21 protein-coding genes and 1 riboswitch are annotated in these 23,751 nt (G+C 32.8%); of the genes, 9 read left to right on the top strand and 12 right to left on the bottom strand.

The genetic code is table 11. The features are described from left to right. Positions 1–8: 8 nt before the first annotated feature. Entirely contained in the window at positions 9–680 is a 672-nt protein-coding gene (locus QE109_RS10930; RefSeq protein ID WP_281094516.1) for a hypothetical protein, read from the bottom strand. Positions 681–746: 66 nt separating this feature from the next. Next, positions 747–1,445, bottom strand: coding sequence for a DUF4386 domain-containing protein (locus QE109_RS10925; RefSeq protein WP_281094515.1), 699 nt, complete (start codon positions 1,443–1,445; stop codon positions 747–749). A 517-nt stretch (positions 1,446–1,962) separates the two neighbouring features. Between QE109_RS10925 and QE109_RS10920 the strand changes: the two genes are divergently transcribed. After that, positions 1,963–2,412, top strand: coding sequence for an Hsp20/alpha crystallin family protein (locus tag QE109_RS10920; protein WP_281094514.1), 450 nt, complete (start codon positions 1,963–1,965; stop codon positions 2,410–2,412). 525 nt (positions 2,413–2,937) lie between these two features. Here the strand turns inward: QE109_RS10920 and QE109_RS10915 are convergent. The 8 genes from QE109_RS10915 to QE109_RS10880 form a co-directional block, all read right to left on the bottom strand. After that, on the bottom strand, positions 2,938–3,936 hold the full coding sequence (locus QE109_RS10915) for a type II toxin-antitoxin system antitoxin SocA domain-containing protein (RefSeq protein ID WP_281094513.1): 999 nt from the start codon (positions 3,934–3,936) through the stop codon (positions 2,938–2,940). A gap of 21 nt (positions 3,937–3,957) precedes the next feature. Beyond that, positions 3,958–4,383 carry a hypothetical protein gene (locus QE109_RS10910; protein WP_281094512.1) on the bottom strand — a complete coding sequence of 142 codons (426 nt, stop codon included), beginning with the start codon at positions 4,381–4,383 and terminating at the stop codon, positions 3,958–3,960. 343 nt (positions 4,384–4,726) lie between these two features. Next, entirely contained in the window at positions 4,727–6,292 is a 1,566-nt protein-coding gene (locus QE109_RS10905; protein WP_281094511.1) for a DUF2075 domain-containing protein, read from the bottom strand. Then, positions 6,292–6,627, bottom strand: coding sequence for a nucleotide pyrophosphohydrolase (locus tag QE109_RS10900; protein WP_281094510.1), 336 nt, complete (start codon positions 6,625–6,627; stop codon positions 6,292–6,294). Before QE109_RS10900 ends, QE109_RS10905 begins: the two co-directional genes overlap by 1 nt. Positions 6,628–7,032: 405 nt before the next feature. Continuing rightward, entirely contained in the window at positions 7,033–10,266 is a 3,234-nt protein-coding gene (locus tag QE109_RS10895; RefSeq protein ID WP_281094509.1) for a DEAD/DEAH box helicase family protein, read from the bottom strand. Positions 10,267–10,269: 3 nt separating this feature from the next. After that, on the bottom strand, positions 10,270–13,356 hold the full coding sequence (locus QE109_RS10890) for a DNA methyltransferase (protein ID WP_281094508.1): 3,087 nt from the start codon (positions 13,354–13,356) through the stop codon (positions 10,270–10,272). A 27-nt stretch (positions 13,357–13,383) separates the two neighbouring features. Then, complete coding sequence (locus QE109_RS10885) at positions 13,384–13,629, bottom strand: helix-turn-helix domain-containing protein (RefSeq protein WP_281094507.1); 246 nt, start codon at positions 13,627–13,629, stop codon at positions 13,384–13,386. 172 nt (positions 13,630–13,801) lie between these two features. After that, on the bottom strand, positions 13,802–14,851 hold the full coding sequence (locus tag QE109_RS10880) for a helix-turn-helix domain-containing protein (RefSeq protein WP_281094506.1): 1,050 nt from the start codon (positions 14,849–14,851) through the stop codon (positions 13,802–13,804). A 216-nt stretch (positions 14,852–15,067) separates the two neighbouring features. Here QE109_RS10880 and QE109_RS10875 point away from each other — a divergent pair, with 216 nt between their 5' ends. The 8 genes from QE109_RS10875 (at position 15,068) to QE109_RS10840 (ending at position 20,133) form a co-directional block, all read left to right on the top strand. Continuing rightward, positions 15,068–15,406, top strand: a complete 339-nt coding sequence (locus QE109_RS10875) for a hypothetical protein (RefSeq protein ID WP_281094505.1) — start codon at positions 15,068–15,070, stop codon at positions 15,404–15,406. Between the two features lies 1 nt (position 15,407). Continuing rightward, positions 15,408–16,154, top strand: a complete 747-nt coding sequence (locus tag QE109_RS10870; RefSeq protein WP_281094504.1) for a hypothetical protein — start codon at positions 15,408–15,410, stop codon at positions 16,152–16,154. Then, entirely contained in the window at positions 16,151–16,873 is a 723-nt protein-coding gene (locus QE109_RS10865) for a type IV secretory system conjugative DNA transfer family protein (protein ID WP_281094503.1), read from the top strand. Before QE109_RS10870 ends, QE109_RS10865 begins: the two co-directional genes overlap by 4 nt. Positions 16,874–17,008: 135 nt before the next feature. Further along, complete coding sequence (locus QE109_RS10860) at positions 17,009–17,989, top strand: hypothetical protein (RefSeq protein WP_342637133.1); 981 nt, start codon at positions 17,009–17,011, stop codon at positions 17,987–17,989. A gap of 1 nt (position 17,990) precedes the next feature. Then, entirely contained in the window at positions 17,991–18,248 is a 258-nt protein-coding gene (locus QE109_RS10855) for a hypothetical protein (protein WP_281094502.1), read from the top strand. After that, positions 18,238–18,417: a helix-turn-helix domain-containing protein gene (locus QE109_RS10850; RefSeq protein WP_281094501.1), complete on the top strand. Its 180-nt coding sequence runs from the start codon at positions 18,238–18,240 to the stop codon at positions 18,415–18,417. The genes QE109_RS10855 and QE109_RS10850 overlap by 11 nt, the downstream gene beginning before the upstream one ends. A gap of 64 nt (positions 18,418–18,481) precedes the next feature. Then, positions 18,482–18,946 carry a helix-turn-helix domain-containing protein gene (locus QE109_RS10845; RefSeq protein ID WP_281094500.1) on the top strand — a complete coding sequence of 155 codons (465 nt, stop codon included), beginning with the start codon at positions 18,482–18,484 and terminating at the stop codon, positions 18,944–18,946. A 146-nt stretch (positions 18,947–19,092) separates the two neighbouring features. Continuing rightward, positions 19,093–20,133 carry a site-specific integrase gene (locus tag QE109_RS10840; protein ID WP_281094499.1) on the top strand — a complete coding sequence of 347 codons (1,041 nt, stop codon included), beginning with the start codon at positions 19,093–19,095 and terminating at the stop codon, positions 20,131–20,133. Positions 20,134–20,215: 82 nt separating this feature from the next. Here the strand turns inward: QE109_RS10840 and guaA are convergent, their stop codons facing one another. Then, complete coding sequence (gene guaA / locus QE109_RS10835; RefSeq protein WP_281094498.1) at positions 20,216–21,748, bottom strand: glutamine-hydrolyzing GMP synthase; 1,533 nt, start codon at positions 21,746–21,748, stop codon at positions 20,216–20,218. 26 nt (positions 21,749–21,774) lie between these two features. Continuing rightward, positions 21,775–23,244: an IMP dehydrogenase gene (gene guaB / locus QE109_RS10830; RefSeq protein WP_281094497.1), complete on the bottom strand. Its 1,470-nt coding sequence runs from the start codon at positions 23,242–23,244 to the stop codon at positions 21,775–21,777. 116 nt (positions 23,245–23,360) lie between these two features. Beyond that, positions 23,361–23,459: riboswitch (purine riboswitch) on the bottom strand. Between the last annotated feature and the right edge of the window lie 292 nt (positions 23,460–23,751).

Below are 23,751 nucleotides of genomic sequence, written 5' to 3'. Positions count from 1 at the left end.
CCCCAATACTAGTTATTCATTAAGTACTTGGGCATACTAGGTTCAAAGCTTCTTTCACAGTTTTTTTCCAAATCAATACAATTTCCATCTTTTAAGGTAAACAACTTCACTAACTTAACCGTGTTAAAAATCATCCTTTTTGCAGTATTATCATCAGGAAATGCACGCATGTTAATGATATTAAATAACTCTCCATCTATATAAGACATCAGAATATTAGCATCTTCGTCTGACTCTTCTTTATCAAGTACAGGCTTAACAACTGAATAAAACACATCTAAGAAGAATGCTTTTAATTCAATGGCTTTCTGTATAGTTTCTATACTCAAATTTTTAATATTAAATGAATCCGATCCAATAAATCTGTAATAACCAGGATTTTCTAATGCGAAATTGATGATGTTATTAATGAACGCTAGAAAATATTGTCCACCATCTTCAATCTCATCTAACCCCTTGACCACCGCTAAGCCATATAAGACCAAAGCTCTGTCATATGCAGCAAAAATAAGACCATCAAAACCATCAAAGTAGTTATATGCATTAGTATGTGCACAACCAACTCGTTTTGATACCATCCTTAAATTAACACCGGTCAACCCCTCTTTTTCTGCAATCAATTCTAACATCGCTTCAATATATTTATTATATGTTTCGTTATCCAGTTTCTTAGCGCGCATTTGTCCACCCTTAATCTACAATAATGTCTCATTCATTATCTCAAAAATTAGCATAGATTAAAAGCTTTATAAAGCAGATTTCTCTTTTGTATCTATATCTATTTTTTTAACACCCTTGATTAACAAGAAAATGCATAAAGAAAATTCACCTATATCCGCTGGAATAGTTATATCAGATGGCACTGCAGCACCTAATATTGTACCAATAAAAACAATCGTATAACCAATTGACCCAATTATTAAAAAATAACCAATCGTTTTTGGCATTAAGTTTGATTTTATAATCAAGTAACCCATTGGAAATAACCATACACCATATGAAATAGCTGCGAATTGGTAGCCATAACTATGCAACTTCATAAAGAAAAATGACAATGCTTCTAATTGGCTTAAATCAAATGCAGAAAGATATTCACTACCATCTAATATTAATAAAGCAGCTTGTTGATTCAACATATTTATTGCCATCATAGATGCACCAACTACATTTAATGAAATCAAGATTTTTGAAACTAGACCATTTGTTTGCTTAAATAGTGTATAAAACAAAACACCTAACATCAAATAACTTAAAATCATTATAAAATCACTTAAAATGCTTAATTTAAATAGTGTTTCATTCTCAATAATATTTTGTGCGGTTTGTGCTGCGTCATTTTTTACTATAAGACTCGCTCTTACAACCATATGACTAAAAATGCCACATACTATGATTAACAGGTAACTAATACCTGCTAATCTTGCTTTCAATTTTATCTTTTTCATAACTCCTCCTTGGAACTAGTATTACCAGTGCTGATTTCACTGTGTAATTACCAGTGGTAATTAGATGTATATTACCATATTCCTTTATACTTATCAAGTGTTGATTAGAATTTTAACAAAAAAAAACACCACTTCTCAGACAGTTAAGTAATCTACTTCTGTCTAATATATGGCATTTGTTTATATGAGAGTTTACTACATGAAGAGAAGATTATATCGGTTTTGGTCTAATTTCATATATAGACTTATAGGCCCTAAAATTCCAATAAATTATAACACCTAATAAACTAATTATTACTAGCAACTCAACTCTATAATTCCTATTTTTTTGAATTTCACCCCAATCACAAAAGTGAAATTAATGATATGTAAACTGATTTTAAATTTTTATTTTATTTTTTTTTAAATTTCATTTTGAAATATTGACTAATAATATAAAAAGGTGTATTTTAAAAGTGAAATTAGCAGTCGATCCATTAGAGTGCTAATTCAAAAAATATTTTAAGGAGGAATCAGTATGTTAAGTATTACACCATTTGTAAAAAATTCAATGCAAAGACGTAATGGAGACGGTTTTGAGGACTTCTATAATATGCTAGATGACTTTTTCAACAATAGCTGGATAAATGATAGAAGTCAAACAAGAAATGTATTTAAAATGGATATTAAAGATGAAGAAAATGCTTTTATAGTTGAAGCTGAGATGCCTGGCATTAAAAAAGAAGAAATCAAAATAAACTATATTGATAACCAGTTGGTAATAAGTGTTGAATCTCAGCAAGAGCAAAACAATGATCAAGACAATTATATTCATAGAGAAAGAAGATACTCTTCTCAAAAACGTAGTGTCCAACTTAGAGATGTAGATAGCTCTCAAATTGATGCAAAGTTAGACGAAGGAATATTAAAAATAGTGCTGCCAAAATTAGAGCATAAAGTAAGCAAAACACAAATTGAAATCAAGTAATTTTTTTAAAAGAGCTCTTATAAATCTAGGTAATGTTAAGGCCCAACAAGTTTCACTTTATAGTGAAGTAGTTTTTACTACTTCGCTATTTTTTTGACTCGCTTTCGGAAGTATGTAAATGCGAGAATATTCTTCAGTTCTTTTAATAAACATTTGTATTTGTTTCAAAATATATATCATAGATGGATTTGAGCTCACGCATACTCTTCATGGCAAATGAATTGTGTAGCACACCAGACTTCCTTCAACATGAGCCTTTTTCGATTTCTATTAGGACAAGCCATATTATCTCAATTCCTTTCTATACTCCTCATCGAGTTTATTGGCAATTTCAGTCTGCTTATTAGGCTAAAGGTAAACGTTTCGTTTATTTTTCAGTGCATAAAGGAAACCTCCTAAAACCAAATAGTCCAAGAAAGCATCTCAAATTATCTATTCTTTTTATTCTTTACTATAATTTTAAATCATCAAGCTTTTAAAATAAAAACCACCACAGTATATATGTGATGGCAAATAAATCAAATTCTAGTGTCTGATTTTTACAAACATGTCTTCGGAGTAATCTTTAATATCTGCAATGGTTAGCATCTTAAATTTGTCGTAAACCTGATTGAAATATTTTTCAATCAACTCTTTTCTGATGATCCTATTTGAAGCTTCCTCATCAGTAAGTCCGACCCTAGTTTCTTTCCAAGGTGTTGTGGCATGAGTCATTTTTTCAAGAATCTTACCGCTATAACAGCCAAAATGATTGATTACTGCATCTATAACTTCTATTTCACTGTCAGACAAATCAAAACACTCAAATTGCTTTTGATTGTCATCTATAGGATTATATCCATGATCCTTATACTTAAAATAGATTTCCCGGTATACTGGACCATGTACCCACGCTTCACAATCTTCATCAAAAATATAGTCTCCTACGAACACTTTATGGAAAGACTGAGCAAAATAAAGTAACTTTTGTAATGCCAATGGTGTTATTTCGAAACTTCTAGTAATAATGTAATTTGATGCACTATCAATTTTAGTTTCTGCAAAGCAAGTTTCAACTTTACCAATCAACATATTTGTAGCATCGAAACTCTTTTTAAACGCAGTTTCTGTCACCTTATCTTTATTAGTTACCAAAATCTCTAGAAAAGACTCATGTGATTCTTTCATTTTCTTTAGTTGATCTGAGTATGTTTTCGAGGGTATATCTCCATTTACAAATCTCGTTAATGTTGTTTCACCCCAACCTAATAATAACGACATAGGTCTTTTTCCAATATCATATTTTTCAAGTAAATCAATTATTTCAGGCACAGTAATTAACCCTTCCGAAGCTCTAAATGCACTATCCATTGCAGATAAATTTTGGTCTCTTAAATCAGAAACAAAAATTTCATTTCCGCACTCTGAGCAGTATGCTATCTTCTCTTTAAAATTAATGAGTCTGCTTTTAATATCTTTTGCTCTTTCAATTTCATCTATTTGATAGTCCACATAATCTCTACACTCTTCACAAAATGCTCTCATACACTTCACCTCCTCGCCAATTTACTTAAATAAGTATTTTAATGGCATATTTCTTTCATGGAATGATACAATAATCAAAAAATCTTCCCCAATCCTTGTCTGGGTTTTATTCGTTTTAATGTAAATATCAACTGAAACTAACTCACCCCATCTATCTAACTCATACTCTTTGTTAAAAATATATAGGACTTCATGAGCAAATTGGGGATTCTTGTTATTTACTGCATAACAAAAATCATCAAATTCTAAATTCATTAGAATTTCTTTTTCTTTCCTTGAATCAATTTTAAAATCCTCGATAAACTGCTTATTTTCTTCTCGATTTCTATTTCTCGAGATTGTATATTTATCTTCAAAAACTAGACTCTTTAGTACTTTTAGATATGCTTTAATATCTTCAGGTGAGAAATCTAGTAATTTTTTTGTCTCTATTATTTGTTCATTCATTCAGTATCCACCTTTGTTCTCTTGTATTAATAGTATACCCATTTAATACATAAATATCAACCAAAACGTATTAATTGATACATTTTAATGTTTTTTTAATATATATCCCAATTTTATTTTTCCTATTATAATAAAACATGACTCTATTGGTAATGTAATTAAAAAGACCTATGTCAATCTTATCTTGAAAATAAGATAGAACATAGGTTCAAAATTTTTCTATTTTCTCTAATGAGTGATGATGCTTATTTACTATAAGTACGTAGGAGGAATCAAAAATTATTAATCAGTCCCCCCCTTTTTTCATTTTTGAGTTATTGGTTGCACTTCTCGTTTTAATGATCTATAAATACTGCCTTAAATACGCTCTTAACCCCTCATCACAAACATAAACATACGTCCCTAAAATGCCACGTGTCATAAGCGTTTTATAGATATTGATGATATAGCTTAACATTTCATAATTAGACTTTGAATTGTGTTTGCCATATCGGTCTTTGTATTTAGCTATATCTACTTTCACTTGATGATCTCGGTAGATTAACTCCGGACCAATAATCACACCCGTATAATTTAGATCATAGCCTTGAACTGTATGAATACAGCCTATTTCATTTATCGCATTGTTAGAATTAATCCAATCGCTATTTACACTATTCCAGCGATAAGAATAGCCATCAATTTGGATATCATAAGCTTCCGTTTTTTTCTTAGACTTCCATTCCCATGCATAACCTGCAACAACCCGAGATAATCCATATTCTCCATCTTTAGTTTTAATATCATCAACCATTTCTTGAACATCTTCAAATAACTTCAAGTCATAATTATCAAATACCATTTTGTTAGTTTGCTCGGCTCTCAATATATTTTCAATATAACCCGAATATTCATCACCAGCTTTAATCCTCATTTGCGTTTTCAAAGTAAACCAGTTAGCACTTAAATCACTAAATTTGTCAGGTGAAATATCAGAAGGTTTTACACTCTGATTATGGTCATAAAATAGCACGACATGTTTTGCAGAACCAAGTATCCAATCAAGCTGTGTGCCAGTCTCTTTATCTAAACCAAGCTTTTCATTAGTTTTATCAAAAAACTCATAACTTGATAAGTTTTTTCTTTGCGATAGTCTATGTGCTTCGTCTACGATTAATAGGTCGAATTTTTCATTACTTTTCACAACTTCACTTGGACCGTACACCATGTTACTCTTCAGTCCACCGACATTTTTGAAAACCTTTTTTACAGTGCCTCTGAGAGAAGTCATGGGTAAAACAATACCTATCTTAGGTAGCGGCATAAATTCATGTGATGCAAAATACTTAGCAAGATAAACAGCTAAGATAGTTTTACCTGAACCCGGTTCGCCTTTTATAACATTAACAGAATCAGTATGACTTAATATAATTTGATCTAATGCATTAACGATATCAATTTGATCTTCTGTCAGTACTTTATAGGGTGACAATTTAAATAAATCACTATTTTTTATATCAAAAATACTGTTAACCGTGATTTTATTTTCCTTAAGTTCTTCCCAAATTTCCTTAAAACTGTTAGTGTACTTTTCTCGCTCAAAATAATTGTGATTCCTAATTCCTTTATTGTTGTTTTGTAAGAGATACTTGCCATCTGCTGCTATGTATTCTATTAGCATTGACTCCAAATCTAGCGCAACAGATTTGTTAAACTCTTCATCTGTAACAATACTTACAGTTTTTAACGGTTTTCTTATTGGATCTTCTAAATGCGTTTTGATTCTCCTAACTGCACTTGTAGTTTCACCAACATATGCTTCCTTTCCATTTTCCAAGATATAAACAACCGGCCAATTATTCCCAAATTTGTGTAGTTGAATTTCTTGAATAGATAAATAGTTAAAGTCAAATTGAGTTAATCTACCCATCATTCCTCCAAGTCAACGCGTGTATTTTTACCACTATTTCCTTTTACTTTTTCCACAGGAAATCTATTTTTGTTTCTCTCAATTTTTTTAAGCATGATTTCTTCGATATCAACGCCTACTGCATCAGCCATCAGAAAGGAGTAAATGAGGATATCTGCTAACTCATCACTGAGTTCATTTACACTATAATCATCGCCCCACTGAAAATGTTCAAGTAGTTCAGCCGCTTCAATTGAGATAGATTTAGCCAAATTTTCTGGTGTGTGAAATTGTTTCCAGTCCCTAGCGTTTCTGAATTCTAAAATTGATTTATAAAGGTTGTCAATCCTGTCCATCTCGTACCTTCTTTTATAGGTTATTTTGGTATCAGTTTATCATAAATCATTATTATATTAAAGGTTGATAATGTATGTCGTTTCGCCCCCACAAATTGATTCACCTAGATCAACATAAAAAGCCCCCAATAACTTAACTGAAAATGGCAATCCACAGCCCGAAGGGCGAGGACTTCTTGTCATTTTCGGTTAAGTTATTGGGGGCTTCATGATCTAAGTTATATCAACTTCCTATTCCCACTCAATACAGTGGCATTGTGTCAATTCTACACATACTGCAAATACTGGTTTTTCTCTTCGCGCAAATCATTCAAATAGGCTTATTTCTCTATTATCAAATAATACGTGTATCATATGCGTATCACTACTTAGTGCTTTTGTAAATGTTCGCAAGTAATTAAACATCTAGGAAAGGATTTTACCAATCATAACTTCAATACAATCATTATTATCAAGACTTAATACATTCCGTTCTTCACGTTCAGGTTTACTCATATTCCACCAACTTTTTAAATCTAATGAAGGAGTACTCGAAACAATAAATGAATTAAGAACGATTTTTTTCTCAGTACAAGAAGGTTGTAACTGTTCTTCTAACTCTTTTATCTTTGCATAGAAATTAATTTTAGGATCATCTGGTCTCACTCTCATCAGACCCTTTGGGTCAACAAAGGATATATATTGAATTTCCTCTGTATCTATCCATAATACATAATCTGGATAGAAGTTACCTGCTTCAAAAAATCCCATTCCTGATTTACTTTTATTTCTAAGAAGATATAAGCTTTTATCTGTGAATAACCCTGAATTATCTTCCACATATTGTCTCAATACATCTACAAACGCCTTTTCATCTTCATTTAAACTTACCGGTGAAACTTGTATTTTAAGTCCATTTGCCTTCAGACATAGTAGTGGCGAATATAGGTGTGATCTAAAGTCAAAAGCTGTTAGGCTCCCATTGAAACTTGTTTTTTCGTACTCATCTAATCCATTATTGGCATCAATGATATCAGCAATATTCTTAATGAACTCATTAAGTTCAGTTGCGCCTTCATCACCTTCACCTGCTTCTGTATAAGATATATTATACTCTGATATAAAGTTATTATCTTCTTCCGTCAGTTCTTTGTACTCTAAAAACGGAGCTTCCCATTCTTCTTTCTTAAACTTAAAATACTTATCCATGTAACTTTTTAAAACCATAACACAATAATCGGTTGCTGCATACAACTTCTCAACTGTGTCAATTTCAATATGAGTTTTTGGTATTATCAATGAATACCAACCTTCAACACTTAATATATCTTTAAGTTTGTCTTTGTTAATTATAATGTTGAAATAATGCTTCTCATTTTTATAAATCTCAAGCTCCTCAAAAATCAGTTCATAGTTAAAGATTGAGAGGTATACCTTATCAATAACATGTCCATCCGTAGTTGAATGTATGTTTAATATGCTATAGCTCGATTCTATTGTTTGTACCTTTGAACGACAATCAATAGTAACTTTGTTTTTAGCAAGGTATCTCATAAATCCTTCATCTGGAATATCTAGAATAAGACGCTTAGCTTGCTTTTTAAAATTAACCCCGTCTTTTACTTTTATTACTTTTAATTTCTTTGATTTGACTTCATTAAATCGACTTATTACTGGCATCGTGAACTCATGTACATTTTCATTAGAAGGCATACCTTCCAAATCCAAATATTTTTTGAAATCTTCCATATACTGAGCTTTGATACCAAAGATGGTTAATGTTTCTAAAACATTGATGTATTTAGGAAGCGTTAAGCTATCCTCTATTTTATTACTACGCTTTAATCCGCCGTTATAGCCCTTTAATCTCACTCCACGTCCAAATAGCTGTATTGCTTGCGACCCTTCGCCTTTTGCAAAATTAATTAAACCCATTGTAGATACTCGCCAACTATTCCATCCTTCTGTGAACTTTCTTGAACCTACAAGAATATTAATAGTTGAATTTTTGTCATTAATTAATCTAAATAGTGAATCACTAATAAATTCTTCTGTTCTTGTTACAATTTTATTTTCTTCACTTTTCTTAAGGAGTGCTGAAGTATCACCAATATTGATAACGCCAAAAAATTCACCATATTCTCCGATTCTCAAAGCTATTTCGCCTTTAACTTGTTTAAGATTCACAAGATGAAGTCTCGGTTCGTCAGAAGCTGTTTCAGTATTAAAAACTACTTTTAAAATGTCTCTATAGATATCTTTAGCATCAGGTGACTGACCAAAAATTGAACGCAATGCTTGAAAATCTCCATAAAAAAGTTCATTACCACGTCCATCAATTAAACCAGTATCTTCATCAAGTACGGCTTTTATACGAGAAACGGTTCTTTCAATTTTATTAACGAATTTATCAATGAAATCTAATACTTCCTCAACATCAGTAAGCTCAGCCTTCGAAGTAGAAGCAGTAACACGATTACCTACAAATACTAATAAAGGCTTCTCGATATTAAATGCTCTATAATCCTGACCATTAGTTTCAAACAGTTTCAGTTGCTGATAGAACGATAACAAACAACCTGTTAAGTATAGATGCCGCTGTTCCTCGTCTATACTATCCTTCAGATTATATATATGATATTCTTTACCATAACCGTCCTCATAAAAGTACTTATAGGAATAATCCATAATAATTGACTTGCCATACTCTTCCATTAAAGCTTTTTCATCAGTTTTAGTACTATTGGCTTTTAGAGCTTGTTTGAATGTAGCAGAATATTCAAAGACAAATCCTTCCTCAGATAATCGTGTTCTAAAATCGTACCACACATCTCCTGATAAACCTCTATGACCTTCATCAACTAGTACTAAATTGTTTTGCTCAAAACTGTCTACCGATACAGTTTTTACTTTTCCTTCTTCTTTTAGTTTGTTCATATCAATTACAACAACGCCCTCATTTTGAGACTGTAATAAAACAGTGTTTTTCTCAAATAAAGCAGCTTTAATTGACGATAGTCTTAGCTCATCTAAATGTTGCATTGACATACCTTCATTGGGTGCTAACATGATTATTTTGTTAATTGTAAGTTTGCTATTAATTCTCTGAGCTTTTTTAAAATAGTGTATATACTGTAATATGTTGATATGCATAATCAATGTCTTACCACTACCTGTTGCTGACATGAATGCAATCTTATTTATACTATCTGAATCGTAAGGTTTAAATTCCAGCTTCCCAAGAGATTCTGTTTTCTTTGTTTTAATAAATGAGTTTAAGTCTTGAATGAAATTGTGTTGATCAGTAAAATACCTATCTAAATACATCTCAGTAAACAACAGTGATATATACTGAAAATACTTTAACGTAATTCCACCACGCTTTTCACCAATTTGTTTTACGTGTCTAACTATATTATCATCATAGATACTTAATTTGTCCTTACTGATTTTTACTTTGTCTTTACTTGCAGCACATACTCTAACTAGATAATTGTAAAAATAGGTATGATTATTCGAATCGTATCCTTCATAATCAGCATCATTAAGTTTACCAGCCAAAGATTTTAAACTGTTTTTTCCGAATTGATTTAAAAAATATTCAAACAGTATAAGTTGATCACTAAATGCGTTAAGTTGCTTATTATTTTTAGGAGGCATAAACTACACCCCCTCAAACATACGATTTTTAAACTCAATCTCTATCATGCGTACTTTCCAATTCTCTTTATCTGACTTTAGATTTTCCAAATTACTGTCACCATTAACATAGATTACATCGAATTGATTTGAAACTGTTTTTAAAGATTTCTCGCTGAAATAAGCGTCAAGAGCTGCATTGCTCTCAATCAAGTTGTCTGAAATCGTTCTCCATATAATCAATGCTTTTTGTCCGTCAGCTAATGTTCCTTCAATCATTTTGAAGCCGTACATTCCACTAGAATCTTGCTTTAAAGTTACTGCACCTTCATAATTTCCATTTTCATTTTCTATTGCATTAAAGTAAGATATGATGCTTTGTTTCATAACTCGTAAGCCTAATAGATAATTAAATGTCTCAACTAAGTCAATTTTCTTGATTAAACTCTCATTTTTTTCAACGATATTAAGTTTGTATTCAAAAGGTGATTTAAAACAATCAATTTTCAATAAGCTTCCTTCAGTTTCAACATCCATCATATAATTTATTAAATAGTTTTCACCAAATAGACTTTGTAGTTGACCTGCATTCTCATTAAATTCAATATTTGACAAAGCATCTTCATAACTCTCAAGTCTAAAATACTTAATTATCTGAGACACTCCACTATTTCTATTTTTAGGTTTACCGTTGTTCCATTCACTTGAATAAACTACTTTCTTTACTCTAGGAAGAGTTACAATATTAAAGTACTCACCCATCTCTATTAAAATATACTTCCTTTTCGACTCTTCATCCGACCTGTTAATATTAATCACCGCATGCGCTGTAGTTCCTGATCCAGCAAAGTAATCTAAGAAGCAAGCATCATTTGAATACGTCATAGAGTTAATACATTCTTCAACTGCATGTATACTTTTAGGAAAGGAAAAAGCAGAAGCTCCCATACCAAAAATATCGTTTAATAACTCTGAACCATAAGTACTTGAATCCATCAGTGATCCATTTAGTAACGTTTTTCTATATTTCGGTTTACCATCTTGATGATAGTGAATTTGAATCTTTCCTGATATAATCTTAGCCCAAACAGTACCATTTTCTACGTCATCCATAATACGGGCTTTACCATAATACCATCTTCTTTCTATCCCATTGTCATCTATTGGCCATATCATTGTAGTCTTTTTATTTGTATGTTTAGGTATTACATCATCTATTGGTAGTGGCTCTGTAATACCGACAATTTTCAATGACTTAGTATCTACTTCAATTCCGTAGAACATGCTTGGCGATGATTGTCTAGTGGAATCAGTTCCAGTTCTTCTCAGATTTCTTCTTATGTCATCTGACACTTCTCGTTTTCGAGTTATTAAGTCCTTTCCTTCCGGAATAGCCCAAACAGCATATTCATGTGTATATGCAAAATTACTTTTAACTCTACCTCTATGATTATATTCAATTATTACAGGTCTAATTGAATATGTTGGCATCTGTTGGCTCATTAGCTTGAATAGATTAGCATATTCAGCATCATCTATCATCACGCATTCAACTGCGTCATCTTTCAATAATACATTACCTAATTCTAATCTATCAGCCATTAAAGTTATCCAACTGCTATCTTTGTATCCGTTCTTGTATATAATTTCCATTCCATCAGTATTATATGGTGGATCAATGTAAATACCATTCAATTTCTTCTCATAACGTTCTTTTATCAAATTTAAAGCTTGATAATTATCACCATGAATCAATAATCCATTAGTTTGTTCATCTAAATCATCTACAGATGCAATTAGACTATCTTTAAAACCTTGAGTGAAATGTTTTGTGTCAATTATAAGATTTAAATTTTGACGCAAGAAATCAACAGATAATGGTTCGGTGTATCCATCAATTTCATTTATTGAATACATATTAATCCATTCCTGTAATTGGTCTTTATTATTAATAATATCTTGATAATAGCTCTCATCAACCTTATCAAGTGTTATACACCAATTTGTTTCTACAACAAACTTCTTTTTAAGCCATAGCTTCTTTTGGAAGTTTTCTATTTGAGCCAAAAAATCAATAATAATTTTACCTACACGCTTTATTGCTTTAACTTTTGCAAGGTATGTTTCTACCCTTTTCTCATTTGTTGTATCTAGATCATCAAGATGGATGATTTCACTCTTAATATAGAAATCCAGTTCTCTAGTTAAAAATCCACGTAAATCCTTATGAATAAAATAGTCAAAAGTATTTTTTGCAACATAAGCATCTAAATGCTTTTCAATCAGTGTTTTAGGTTTTTTAGGGTCAGATGAAACATTACGTAATAAACCTAGAAAACCTTTATAAGTTTTTACTATTTCATTTGAAATTTTTTGTGCATTCTCTTCTGCATACTTTCTTTTTTTATCAGCAGGAACATCAAAAACAAAACGAATAATCAGTTCATTATCATTTTGTTCAAACGTCTTAATGTCTGGACGTTCTTCATTTTCTTCATACAACATGAATACACGTTTACTATTACTATTTTCTTTGTTATTGTTTAATTCCATAGTTGCATCAATAAGTCTAAAATGAACTACTTGTTCACCATCTTTAAAAATATAGTCCTTAAAATTCTCAGAAGTTTTTATATAGTATTGGTCTTGATTAGCCCAATAGAGCTTAACCTCTTCCCCTTCATATGGAATAGCATAAACCCCCTCTTTATATCTACGCTTTGATATAAAGTCACCCTCATCATAATATCTGTTAAAGAAACTAAATAAGGCAGAATATACATCCGTTTCAAGTGCTGACATATCAATTCCTGAAATTAATTGCGATTTAAGCTTATCATATTCATCTGCCATCTTACTTGCAGACACTTCTACTCCTACCGACTCACAAGTTTTTTCAATTTCTGCAATACGTGCATTGATTTCATCAGTGTTTGATGAGAATGATTCCAACGTTTCTTTTACCTTTTGAGGTAAACCTTCGCTTAAAAATTTCTCTATTTCAGTCTTCCTAATATTCATTATTCTGTATATACCAAAATCAAGATCAGATTTATCTAATTCAAATATTGCTTTCATTAATCCCGTGAATTTTATCAATTTATCAGACATTTTATTTCCTCGTTATTTATATTCATTTTAATGTTCGTTTCTAAAATACTTATTATCCCCTGCATCATCTTCAGCGTGAACTATTTCTACTATGTCCTCCAACTCACACTCTAATGTTTTACATAGACGTACGAGAACTTCAAGAGAAACATACTCGTTCTTATTTAGCTTAGCCAGTGTACTTGAACTAACACCCGCAATATCCTTCAACTGCGTTTTCTTTAATTCTTTGTCAATTAGCAATTTCCAAAGCCTTTTATAATTAACGCCCATAATTCATCTCCATTTATTTAATTATCTTTTCACTATACATACAATAACATTTCATTACTTAAATCTCAATTGAAATATTTGATATGTCGAATTTTTGATCTGCTATATGAAACTAAAATAAATAGAAAGGATAAGAATCATCTCAAAATAAGTGCGTTTGATTATATGCATTCTAATCAATAATTTGTTGTTTTGACATCAGTTTTTCAATTTTATTTGTGATTACCTTATCTAAATAGTAATAAATATCGTTATTTAGTTCTAATAGACTATAATGACACTTTAAAAACCTCCAATCTTTTAAGTCCATAGTTGTACAATCATTAATACGTTCAGAAATCCGTTCAATTTCTATTGGTGTTGATTGTTCGATTAAATCATAAACTATATTCAAACAATATGTTCTATAATCCTGACTATCATTAAACTTACTCATTATATTCTCAAAATCATTTTTGAAATAAGTTTCATCATGTCCCAACATAAGCTCTATTGATTTCATAAAATCAGAAATACATACTGAAGCTTTATCAAAATTCTTAATAGGGGTTATATCGATTAAAAAACTTAACAATTCTTCTTTTTCATTAGTATCCAGTCCATTGAAATCAATCAATAGATCCCAGGCATGATCACTAAAACTAAAATAACAATCATTGTATGTTGTAAGTTTATAGATATCAAATAAATCCTTTTCCGCAATAATGTCTGTAATTCTTTCAATATAATCATCTATTTCTTCATCAATTATGTCATACTCTTCTTTTTCAGCAGAACTTATATTGAAATAGTCTGAATCATAACACCCACCATTATTAAAATTGAACTTTTCTTTATCAATGTATTCGCTTGTATCAAACTCATATCTTCCATATAAGCAAAACTCTCCTTTTGAGTTAAATGGTTCTCCGTTGTATGCAATTCCATCAAGCTTACAACGCACTACAGCAATCGATCTCCAATAAATGCCATAATCGCATAATAAGTGTTCGGGATGAACATTTAAAACTCTTGCCAATCTATCAATTGAATTGGATTTAGGCACCGTAATACCTTTAAGATAATTGTAAATTGATCTCTCCAAGTTACCATTGAAATTATCATCTTCGGAAATTTCACCTATTGCTTTTGCATCCAAATTTCGTATTTCCATAAAATATTTTAGTCTTATGTTAAATGGAATTTCAGCAATCCCTCTATTTCTTGCACTGCATTTATTCATTAATTATTAACTCCTACCATATTTTATTTTTTTTGTCAATGTTTCGATTATTGTTATACAAGAATACTACACAGTGCTACCAAATGAAAAATCATTCATAATAAACTTGTTCGAACAACAAAATAACTGTCAGTTAGAAAGGAAACTATATGCTTAAAACAATACTAAAAACAGCACTTAAAAACACTGCTGTTCAAATTGCAAAGGAGATACTAAATGATCAAACTAAATCAAATTCATATCACCGAGAATATGATAACACAAAACGGAAAAATTATCCTTATAGGGATAAGAGAAATAGTGGAATACGTGGAGGGACAACGAACAGATAAAACAATTGGATATGCATATAATTGCGTTGCTACAGGGAACAAGTATGCTCAATTCATAGTAAAAGTCAACCAGAAAAAGCCTGTCATATCAAATGAGGAACTTGAAAACTTAGGAGGACAAGTCGAAGTTCTATTTACTGATTTCGTGGGTAAATTTTATCAGAATGCATCAAAAGAAGTCATATTTACATCCACTGCTGCTGGAATTGAGGTGATTAGATAAAATGAGCATAGTCAATTATTTCAGAAATCTTTTAGCTGAAAAACGATATGTTCAATTTGGATTACTGTTAACAGTAGGAGCGATTGCACTTGCAATTGCTCTTACCTTAACCGTATTCGCAATAAAACTACTAATCACACTAATTACAGAAAACTTTGTAATCGTCATGGTTATAGTAGGAGCATACTCATTAATATTAACATGGCTAAAAGACAGAAGCAGAATGAAAATTAACCAGCTAATACAAGAAGAAGAGGCTCTTATAAACTCAATAGAAAATGCAGAAGAACTATTTCAAGTGGAAAAATATGAGCTAGCACGAGAAATTCTATTTCACACTTTAAAAGACATATCCGAAATACTGGGGATATTAATGCCATCAAAGTATGATGATCTGAACTCTCATGAAAAAACCGTTCGAAAAAGTAAAATTTATATCAATAGGTATGTCGTGCTTAAAAGAAAACCAATCGATCCTATCCAAGTCAAAGAAACCATTCAATTTAAACTATCTCAGAAATTCTTCAATCTTGATTTTTCTGGCATTGATCAGAAAGCCTATATATACGAAGGTAATCCATACCCCTTATTGATGGTAGAGGATGTCCAAGAACACGGAAACCAGCTACAAATAGATGTAGTTTGGGTTAACGAGCGATATTGTAAGCTATTAAATAGTCGGCTTATAGCGAGGCAAATGGAACGAACTACTGATAACAAACTCATTCAAGACAAGGATTTCCTATGAATGAATTAACTCTTGGATACAATAGCGACCTCATCGAATACGATGTGAAAAAAGAAGTGAAATGGTTCATTCATCAATCTCCCCACGTTGTCATAATTGGATCAACTGGAAGCGGAAAAACATATTTCAGCAAGTACTTACTTGGAAAAATCGCAATCAGTTTGTCTGATACTGAACTTATAATTTGTGACTTTAAGGGTGATGATGATTTCTCATTCTTAACCAATTGCAGTAGTTTCTATAGATTCGATGATTGCTCAATAGGTTTTGATCAGTTTTTCACTAACTTTCGTAAAAGACAAAGTGGTGAAAATAAAACCAGACACCATCAGATACTTTTTTTCGATGAATGGGCTAGTTATTGCAATAGTCTTGATAAAAAAATCGTTGAAGAAGAAAAGAAAAAACTTGCAACTTTGCTTATGCTGGGCAGGTCTTTCAATGTGCATGTAATCATCAGTCAGCAAAGAGCAGACGCTTCATATTTTAGTTCAGCGAGGGATAATTTTAACTTAGTTGTTGGACTTGGCAATTTAAGTGAAGAGTCAAAAAATATGCTCTTTCACGAGTATAAAGATATTATTAAGCCTGATAGAAAACAAGGTACAGGCTATATTATCCAAAATGGTTGCAATTTCGAACCTATTATTGTCCCTACCGTAAATAACTTCAAAAAGCTAAATAATTGCATTCGAAAACTAGTTGATTATAATCAATAAAGTCAGCGCTAACGAAGTGGTGGCGCTGACTTTTATGAATGCGAAGCATTCATTCAGTTGCATAGGACATAGTATTACCCTATGCAACATCTGTCGCAATAAGAAGAAATCATTGAAATAACAGCAGTTTAACAACTGCGACACAAAGGAGGAAAGCCTATCGCTAAAAATACACAATCAAGAAAATGGCTTCTCACAATAAACAATCCCCTCGAGAAAGAGTTTGATCATAATCGTATTATTTCAGAGATTCAAAAGATCAAATCCTGTGTTTATTACTGTCTTAGTGACGAAGTAGGAGGTAAAGAGAAAACACATCATACACATGTCTTCTTGGCATGTAATTCAGGGGTTCGCTTTAGCACTATGAAAAATAGATTCCCTTCAGCTCACATAGAAATGGCAAGAGGAACATCAGAACAGAACAGAGACTATGTTTTTAAAATTGGAAAATATGAAAAAGAAAAAGGGAATACAAAAATTGCTGGTACTGAAAAAGAATCTGGGGTCATTCCTCTTGAAAGACAGGGAAACCGAAATGATCTAAATGATCTATATGACATGATTAAAGACGGTCTCACTGATTATGAAATTTTTGAAGAAAATCCGACATATATTTTACAAGTAGACACCCTTGAAAAAGTTAGACAGAGAATTCGTACCCAGCAGTACAAAAACGTGCTCAGGCCAATTGAAACGATCTATATCTGGGGAAAAGCTGGAACAGGGAAAACTAATTTCATCATGCAAGAGTATGGATACGAAAATGTGTATAGAGTAACGCACTACTCAAGAGGTTGTTTTGATTCATATGCAGGTCAAGAAGTCATAGTCTTCGAAGAATTCAATTCAAGTTTTAAGATACATGAAATGCTAAATTACTTAGACATTTACCCTCTTGAGCTGCCATGCAGATATATGAACAAAGTAGCTTGTTTCAACAAAATATTTATAACATCAAACATCGATTTGAACATGCAGTATAGTGATATTCAAAGAGAAGCACCTGAAACATGGCGTGCATTTTTAAGGAGAATTCATAAGATCATGTATTTTGAGAGAATTGGTCAGCATCAACTATATAATCTAGAGGAATATTTTAGAAGGAGTGTATAAAATGGAAAAAATAAAAATCAAGTTTAATGCAGTTAAAAATCATCTGAGTTCTTACAAAACATATCCAGATGGTTCAAACGTTGAAGAAGATTGTATCAGAAAAGACAAATGGTTATATCAGGCAAACAAAACGGATGCAATCTACAATATTTCAATAAAAACAGCAGGCGAAAGATATGAATATCCTAGCAAAAGATTCTGTGAACTTGAATATGAATTTTTTAAAACTTTATGGGAGGTTACTTCAAATGAAAAATGATAAATCAACTTTCTATAATGCAAACGATATAGCAACAATACTCGGAATATCAACATCTTCTGCTTATAGAATAATCAAAGAATTAAATCATGAACTACACTTAAAAGGTTTCATTGTCATCAGAGGCAAAATTAGTAAAAAGTATTTTGAAGAGAAGTTTTACAATTGATTTCTTTATACGCAACTTTATCTCAATTGTTGCGTATAAATTTTACATATGATATAGTCAGAATATGGAGGTGATAAAAATCAGAAACAATACACAAAGCAATCTGAAAGCATATAGAAAAATGTTGGGGATGACCCTTGAAGATGTAGCAAATGTAATAGGTGTGAATAAAACTACAATCCAAAGATATGAATCCGGTTCAATACCAAACATACCAATTGAAACAGTCAAAGCACTTTCAAGACTTTATAATGTTTCGACAAATGAGTTATTGGAAATTCCACCAAGTAAAACTCAAAAGGATCTATTTATAAGATTTATTAAAACGCTAGATTTTAAATGCATACATCTAAACTCAAAAAATGCTTTTACAGCAATATCTTCAGAAAGTCTATCAAATACTTCAATTAGGATACAAACACCTTATGGTGACGATTATGAAGTGTCTGAGGATGATCTCATTAACTTGAAGGCAAGTTTACAAGATTATTTGTCATTTCAGTTATTTAAATTAAACAAAAATAAATAACTGCCTGTGCGGGAACACAAGCAGTCATACAAGTAGATACTATTCAGACAGATGCTGATATAATACCACTCTGCAAGTTTTATTATATCATCCTTATCATCTGTTCTGCAAATAGCATATTTAAAAACAGAAGAAAGGAAATAACTATGCCAACTTATAAAGACAATGAAAGAGGTACTTGGTATGCAAAGTTCAATTATACTGATTGGACAGGTACAATAAAGCAAAAACTAAAACGAGGTTTTAAAACTCAAAGAGAAGCAAAAGCATTTGAACGTGAATTTCTTGAAAAATCTCAAGCAAGTCCAGAAATGAAATTCGTAACACTCGTTGATTTATACATGGAAGACTGTAAAACGAGATTGAAACCAACGACTTATGAGAATAAAGGATTTGTAATAAATACAAAAGTATTGCCATTTTTCAAAGATATGCAGTTAAACACAATAGAACCAGCCACTATTAGGCGCTGGCAAAACGAACTTCTTTCAGATAAAAAAGGATACTCCCAGACCTATTTGAAAACAGTAAATAACCAAGTCTCCGCCATATTCAATTACGCCATGAAATATTACAAATTACCAAGTAATCCTGCTCGTATCGCAGGATCAATGGGTAAAAAGAATGCAGACGGTATGAACTTTTGGACTATAGATGAATTCAATCAATTTATCGCTTATTCAGACAATCCTACTTACTCTGTCATGTATGAACTTCTATTTTGGACGGGTATAAGAATAGGAGAATGTTTAGCCTTAACGCTTAATGACTTTAACTTCGTAACTAAAACAGTGTCAATCAATAAGAACTATGCAAAAGTTAATAAGCAAGATTTGATATTAGAACCAAAAACACCAAAATCAAAAAGAATAATCACGATCCCCTCTTTTTTATGCGATATGGTAAAGGATTATTCTGAAAAACTATATGATTACAAATCAGAAAACAGACTTTTTTCATTTTACAGATCAACAATCAACTCACATCTCGTTCATATTTGTAAAAAATCAGGAGTCAAAAGAATACGTGTTCATGATTTAAGACACTCTCACGCTTCATTATTGATTGAAACAACACTACAAACCTATTCACATCTATATCCAAATAAACATGGTGAAGTTGCTGATCGGTTACAAGAAATCAATCTTAACAGCTCAAGATTTCAACCATCTTTTGAAGAAAAATAATAAGTTGTATCAAAAATGTATCACTTGAAATAAAGAAACCCTACAAACCTTGTATTAATAAGGCCTGTAGGGTTTTGTTATTCTATTCCCATTCTATCGTACTAGGCGGCTTACTCGTAACATCATAAAGTATACGATTAACCCCTTGCACTTCATTCACGATTCTCGAACTGATCTTATCAAGCACCTCATACGGAAGTCTCGCCCAGTCACTTGTCATACCGTCGATAGACGTAACCGCTCTGATGCCGATGGCATGCGAATACGTACGTTCATCACCCATAACGCCTACTGATCGGACATTTGGAAGGACAGTAAAGTACTGCCATACTTCTCGGTCAAGACCTGCTTTAGCGATCTCTTCTCTTAAGATGGCATCAGACTCGCTAACAAGGTGAAGCGCTTCTTCAGTGATCTCGCCAAGGATACGGATCGCAAGACCTGGACCTGGGAAAGGTTGACGCCATACGATGTGACCTGGTACGCCGATCTCTTCGCCAACGCGTCTTACTTCGTCTTTGAAAAGGTCTCTTAAAGGCTCTATCAGGCTAAACTGCATGTCTTCAGGAAGACCGCCCACGTTGTGGTGGCTTTTGATGACTTCAGCTGTATCTGTACCACTTTCGATGACATCTGGGTAAACTGTTCCTTGAACAAGGTACTCGATTCCATCAAGTTTGTTTGCTTCTTCTTCAAATACGCGGATAAACTCTTCTCCGATGATTTTACGTTTTGTCTCAGGATCAGAAACCCCTTTAAGACGGTTCATAAAACGCTCTTTGGCATCCACTCTGATAAAGTTCATGTGGAACTCATCGCCAAATACCTTTTCAACTTCATCGCCTTCATTTTTTCTTAGAAGACCGTGATCGACAAAGATACAAGTGAGTTGATTGCCCACTGCTTGATGCACCATAGTCGCTGCAACTGAAGAGTCCACGCCACCTGATAAACCACAAAGGACGTTTTTATCGCCTACAGTTTCTTTGATCTTTTGGATCATATTTTGAGCAAAGTCGCCCATGTTCCAGTCACCACTACAACCGCATACTTCATATAAGAAGTTTTTAATCATCGTTCTACCAAAAGGTGTATGCTCAACTTCAGCATGAAACTGAACCGCATATAATTTTTTAGCGTCGTTTTTCATCGCTGCAACAGGACAGTTATCAGTTGTAGCAATTACTTCAAAACCTTCTGGTGCTTTCGAAACATAATCAAAATGACTCATCCAGCACTGCGCACCAGTTTCCACATCTTTAAAAAGACCATCTGAATTTTCAATATTGAGTTTGATCTTACCATACTCTTGTTGCTTAGCGCGTTCAACCTTACCACCAAGCGTTTGTGACATCAACTGCATACCGTAGCAGATACCAAGCACTGGGATACCGAGATCGAAGATCGCAGCATCCAAAGTTGGCGCGTTATCGAGGTATACCGAATTAGGACCACCTGTAAAGATGATGCCTTTTGGTGATTTCTCTTTGATCTTTTCAAGTGCATTTCTCCATGAGACAACTTCACTGTATACGCCAGATTCTCTGACACGTCTTGCGATGAGCTGATTGTATTGTCCACCAAAGTCGACAATCATTATGAGTTCATTGTGCATTATATTCCTCCAAAATTGTTGTTTTCCTATTTATCGCCACTAGAGATACTATAGTTAGGTGGCTCTTTAGTGATCGAGATATCATGTGGATGTGACTCCTTAAGTCCTGCGTTGGTGATCCTCATAAACTTACCGTTTTCTTGTAATTCTTCTATAGTACCAGTACCGCAGTAACCCATACCAGATCTAAGTCCACCTACCAGTTGATAGATGATATCTCTTAGATAACCACGGTATGGCACGCGACCTTCTACGCCTTCTGGTACAAATTTTTTCGTTTCATTTTGGAAATATCTATCTTTTGAGCCAGCTTCCATAGCAGCTGTTGAACCCATACCTCTGTATGTCTTAAAGCTTCTACCTTGATACATCACGATCTCGCCAGGGCTTTCTTCCGTACCTGCGAAAAGTGAACCTAGCATCACTAGATGAGCGCCTGCAGCGATAGCTTTTGGGATATCGCCTGAGAACTTGATGCCGCCATCAGCGATTACAGGGATGCCATAAGCTTTAGCAGCCTGAGCGCAATCGTAAACAGCAGTAATTTGAGGGACGCCTATACCAGCGACCACACGTGTTGTACAGATAGATCCAGGACCGATCCCTACTTTTACACAGTCTGCGCCAGCTTTGATCAAATCAACTGTACCTTCTGCAGTAGCGACGTTACCAGCGATGATTTCAAGTTCAGGATAAGCTTTCTTAATCGTTGTAACTGCTTTTAAGATGTTGATACTATGACCGTGAGCAGAATCAAGACCGATGACATCCACACCTGCTTTTACAAGTGCAGCGACACGCTCCATCATATCTGAACCGATACCTACAGCAGCACCTGCTAATAGTCTACCACGTCCATCAGTTGCACGGTTAGGGTATTTTACTTGCTTTTCTATATCTTTGATGGTGATGAGGCCTTTTAAGTTGCCACTTTCATCAACCAGTGGTAATTTTTCAATTTTATGCTTTCTTAAGATAGCACCTGCTTCTTCCATAGTGATATCAGCATGGGCAGTGATGAGTTTTTCCTTTGTCATCACGTCGCCAATATAAGCTTCCATATCCGGTTCAAAACGGATGTCACGGTTGGTGATGATGCCCACGAGTTTATGTTTATCATCTACTACAGGTACACCGGAAATTCTGTATCTTGCCATTAATTGTTCTGCGTCTTTCACTTTATGTGTTGGTGTGAGTGAAAAAGGATCAACGATAACGCCATGTTCACAGCGTTTTACTTTATCCACTTCAAGCGCTTGTTGCTCGATGCTCATATTCTTGTGGATGATTCCGATGCCGCCTTCTCTGGCGATGGCAATTGCAAGTTTAGATTCAGTTACTGTATCCATCCCCGCACTGATGATTGGTATATTTAGTGAGATATTCTTTGTCAACTTCGTTTTCACGCTAACTTGATGTGGTAAAACCTCTGATTTTTGCGGGATTAAAAGTACATCATCGTACGTTAAGCCCTCTTTGACCAATTTGCCTTCCATGTGTTCCTCCCAATAATAAAATAGACGTTTAGTTGTAACTTAAAAAAATAAAAAAAAAGACAACCCTCAGGTTGTCCCTAATAATCCTTTTATAGCGTCTAATGAGAACGTACAAAAAATTATAAGATACAACCCATAGTGCGATATAAGGCCACCGCGTAGAGACTTCCAAGCCATTTCTTTGGAATTATATGAGTGCATTGTCTTCAAAAATGTATGCTATTGCGTTTAATATTAATAACCAAAATATCATTTTTAAAGGGTTTTGTCAACCAAACATATCTATAAACTTTTTTTAAAACTGTTAATTTTTTTTAATTATCTTGTACACTTAAAAAGACATTTTTCTACTATTATATAATTTACCATCTCATATTGCTTAATTCGAAATCTTACAATACAAATTCCGGCAAATTAAAGTTCAGCAATATGAAGTTCTATAATCAATATTTTAAATCAATATTTAAATCAACATTTTAATTATACTTTTTAAATTAGGCTTTCCAA

This window comes from Fusibacter bizertensis, from assembly GCF_029914245.1.
Classification (GTDB): Bacteria; Bacillota; Clostridia; order Peptostreptococcales; family Acidaminobacteraceae; genus Fusibacter_C; species Fusibacter_C bizertensis.
Note: the sequence above shows the minus strand (reverse complement) of the source record. Positions and strands in the feature narration are given on the sequence as shown.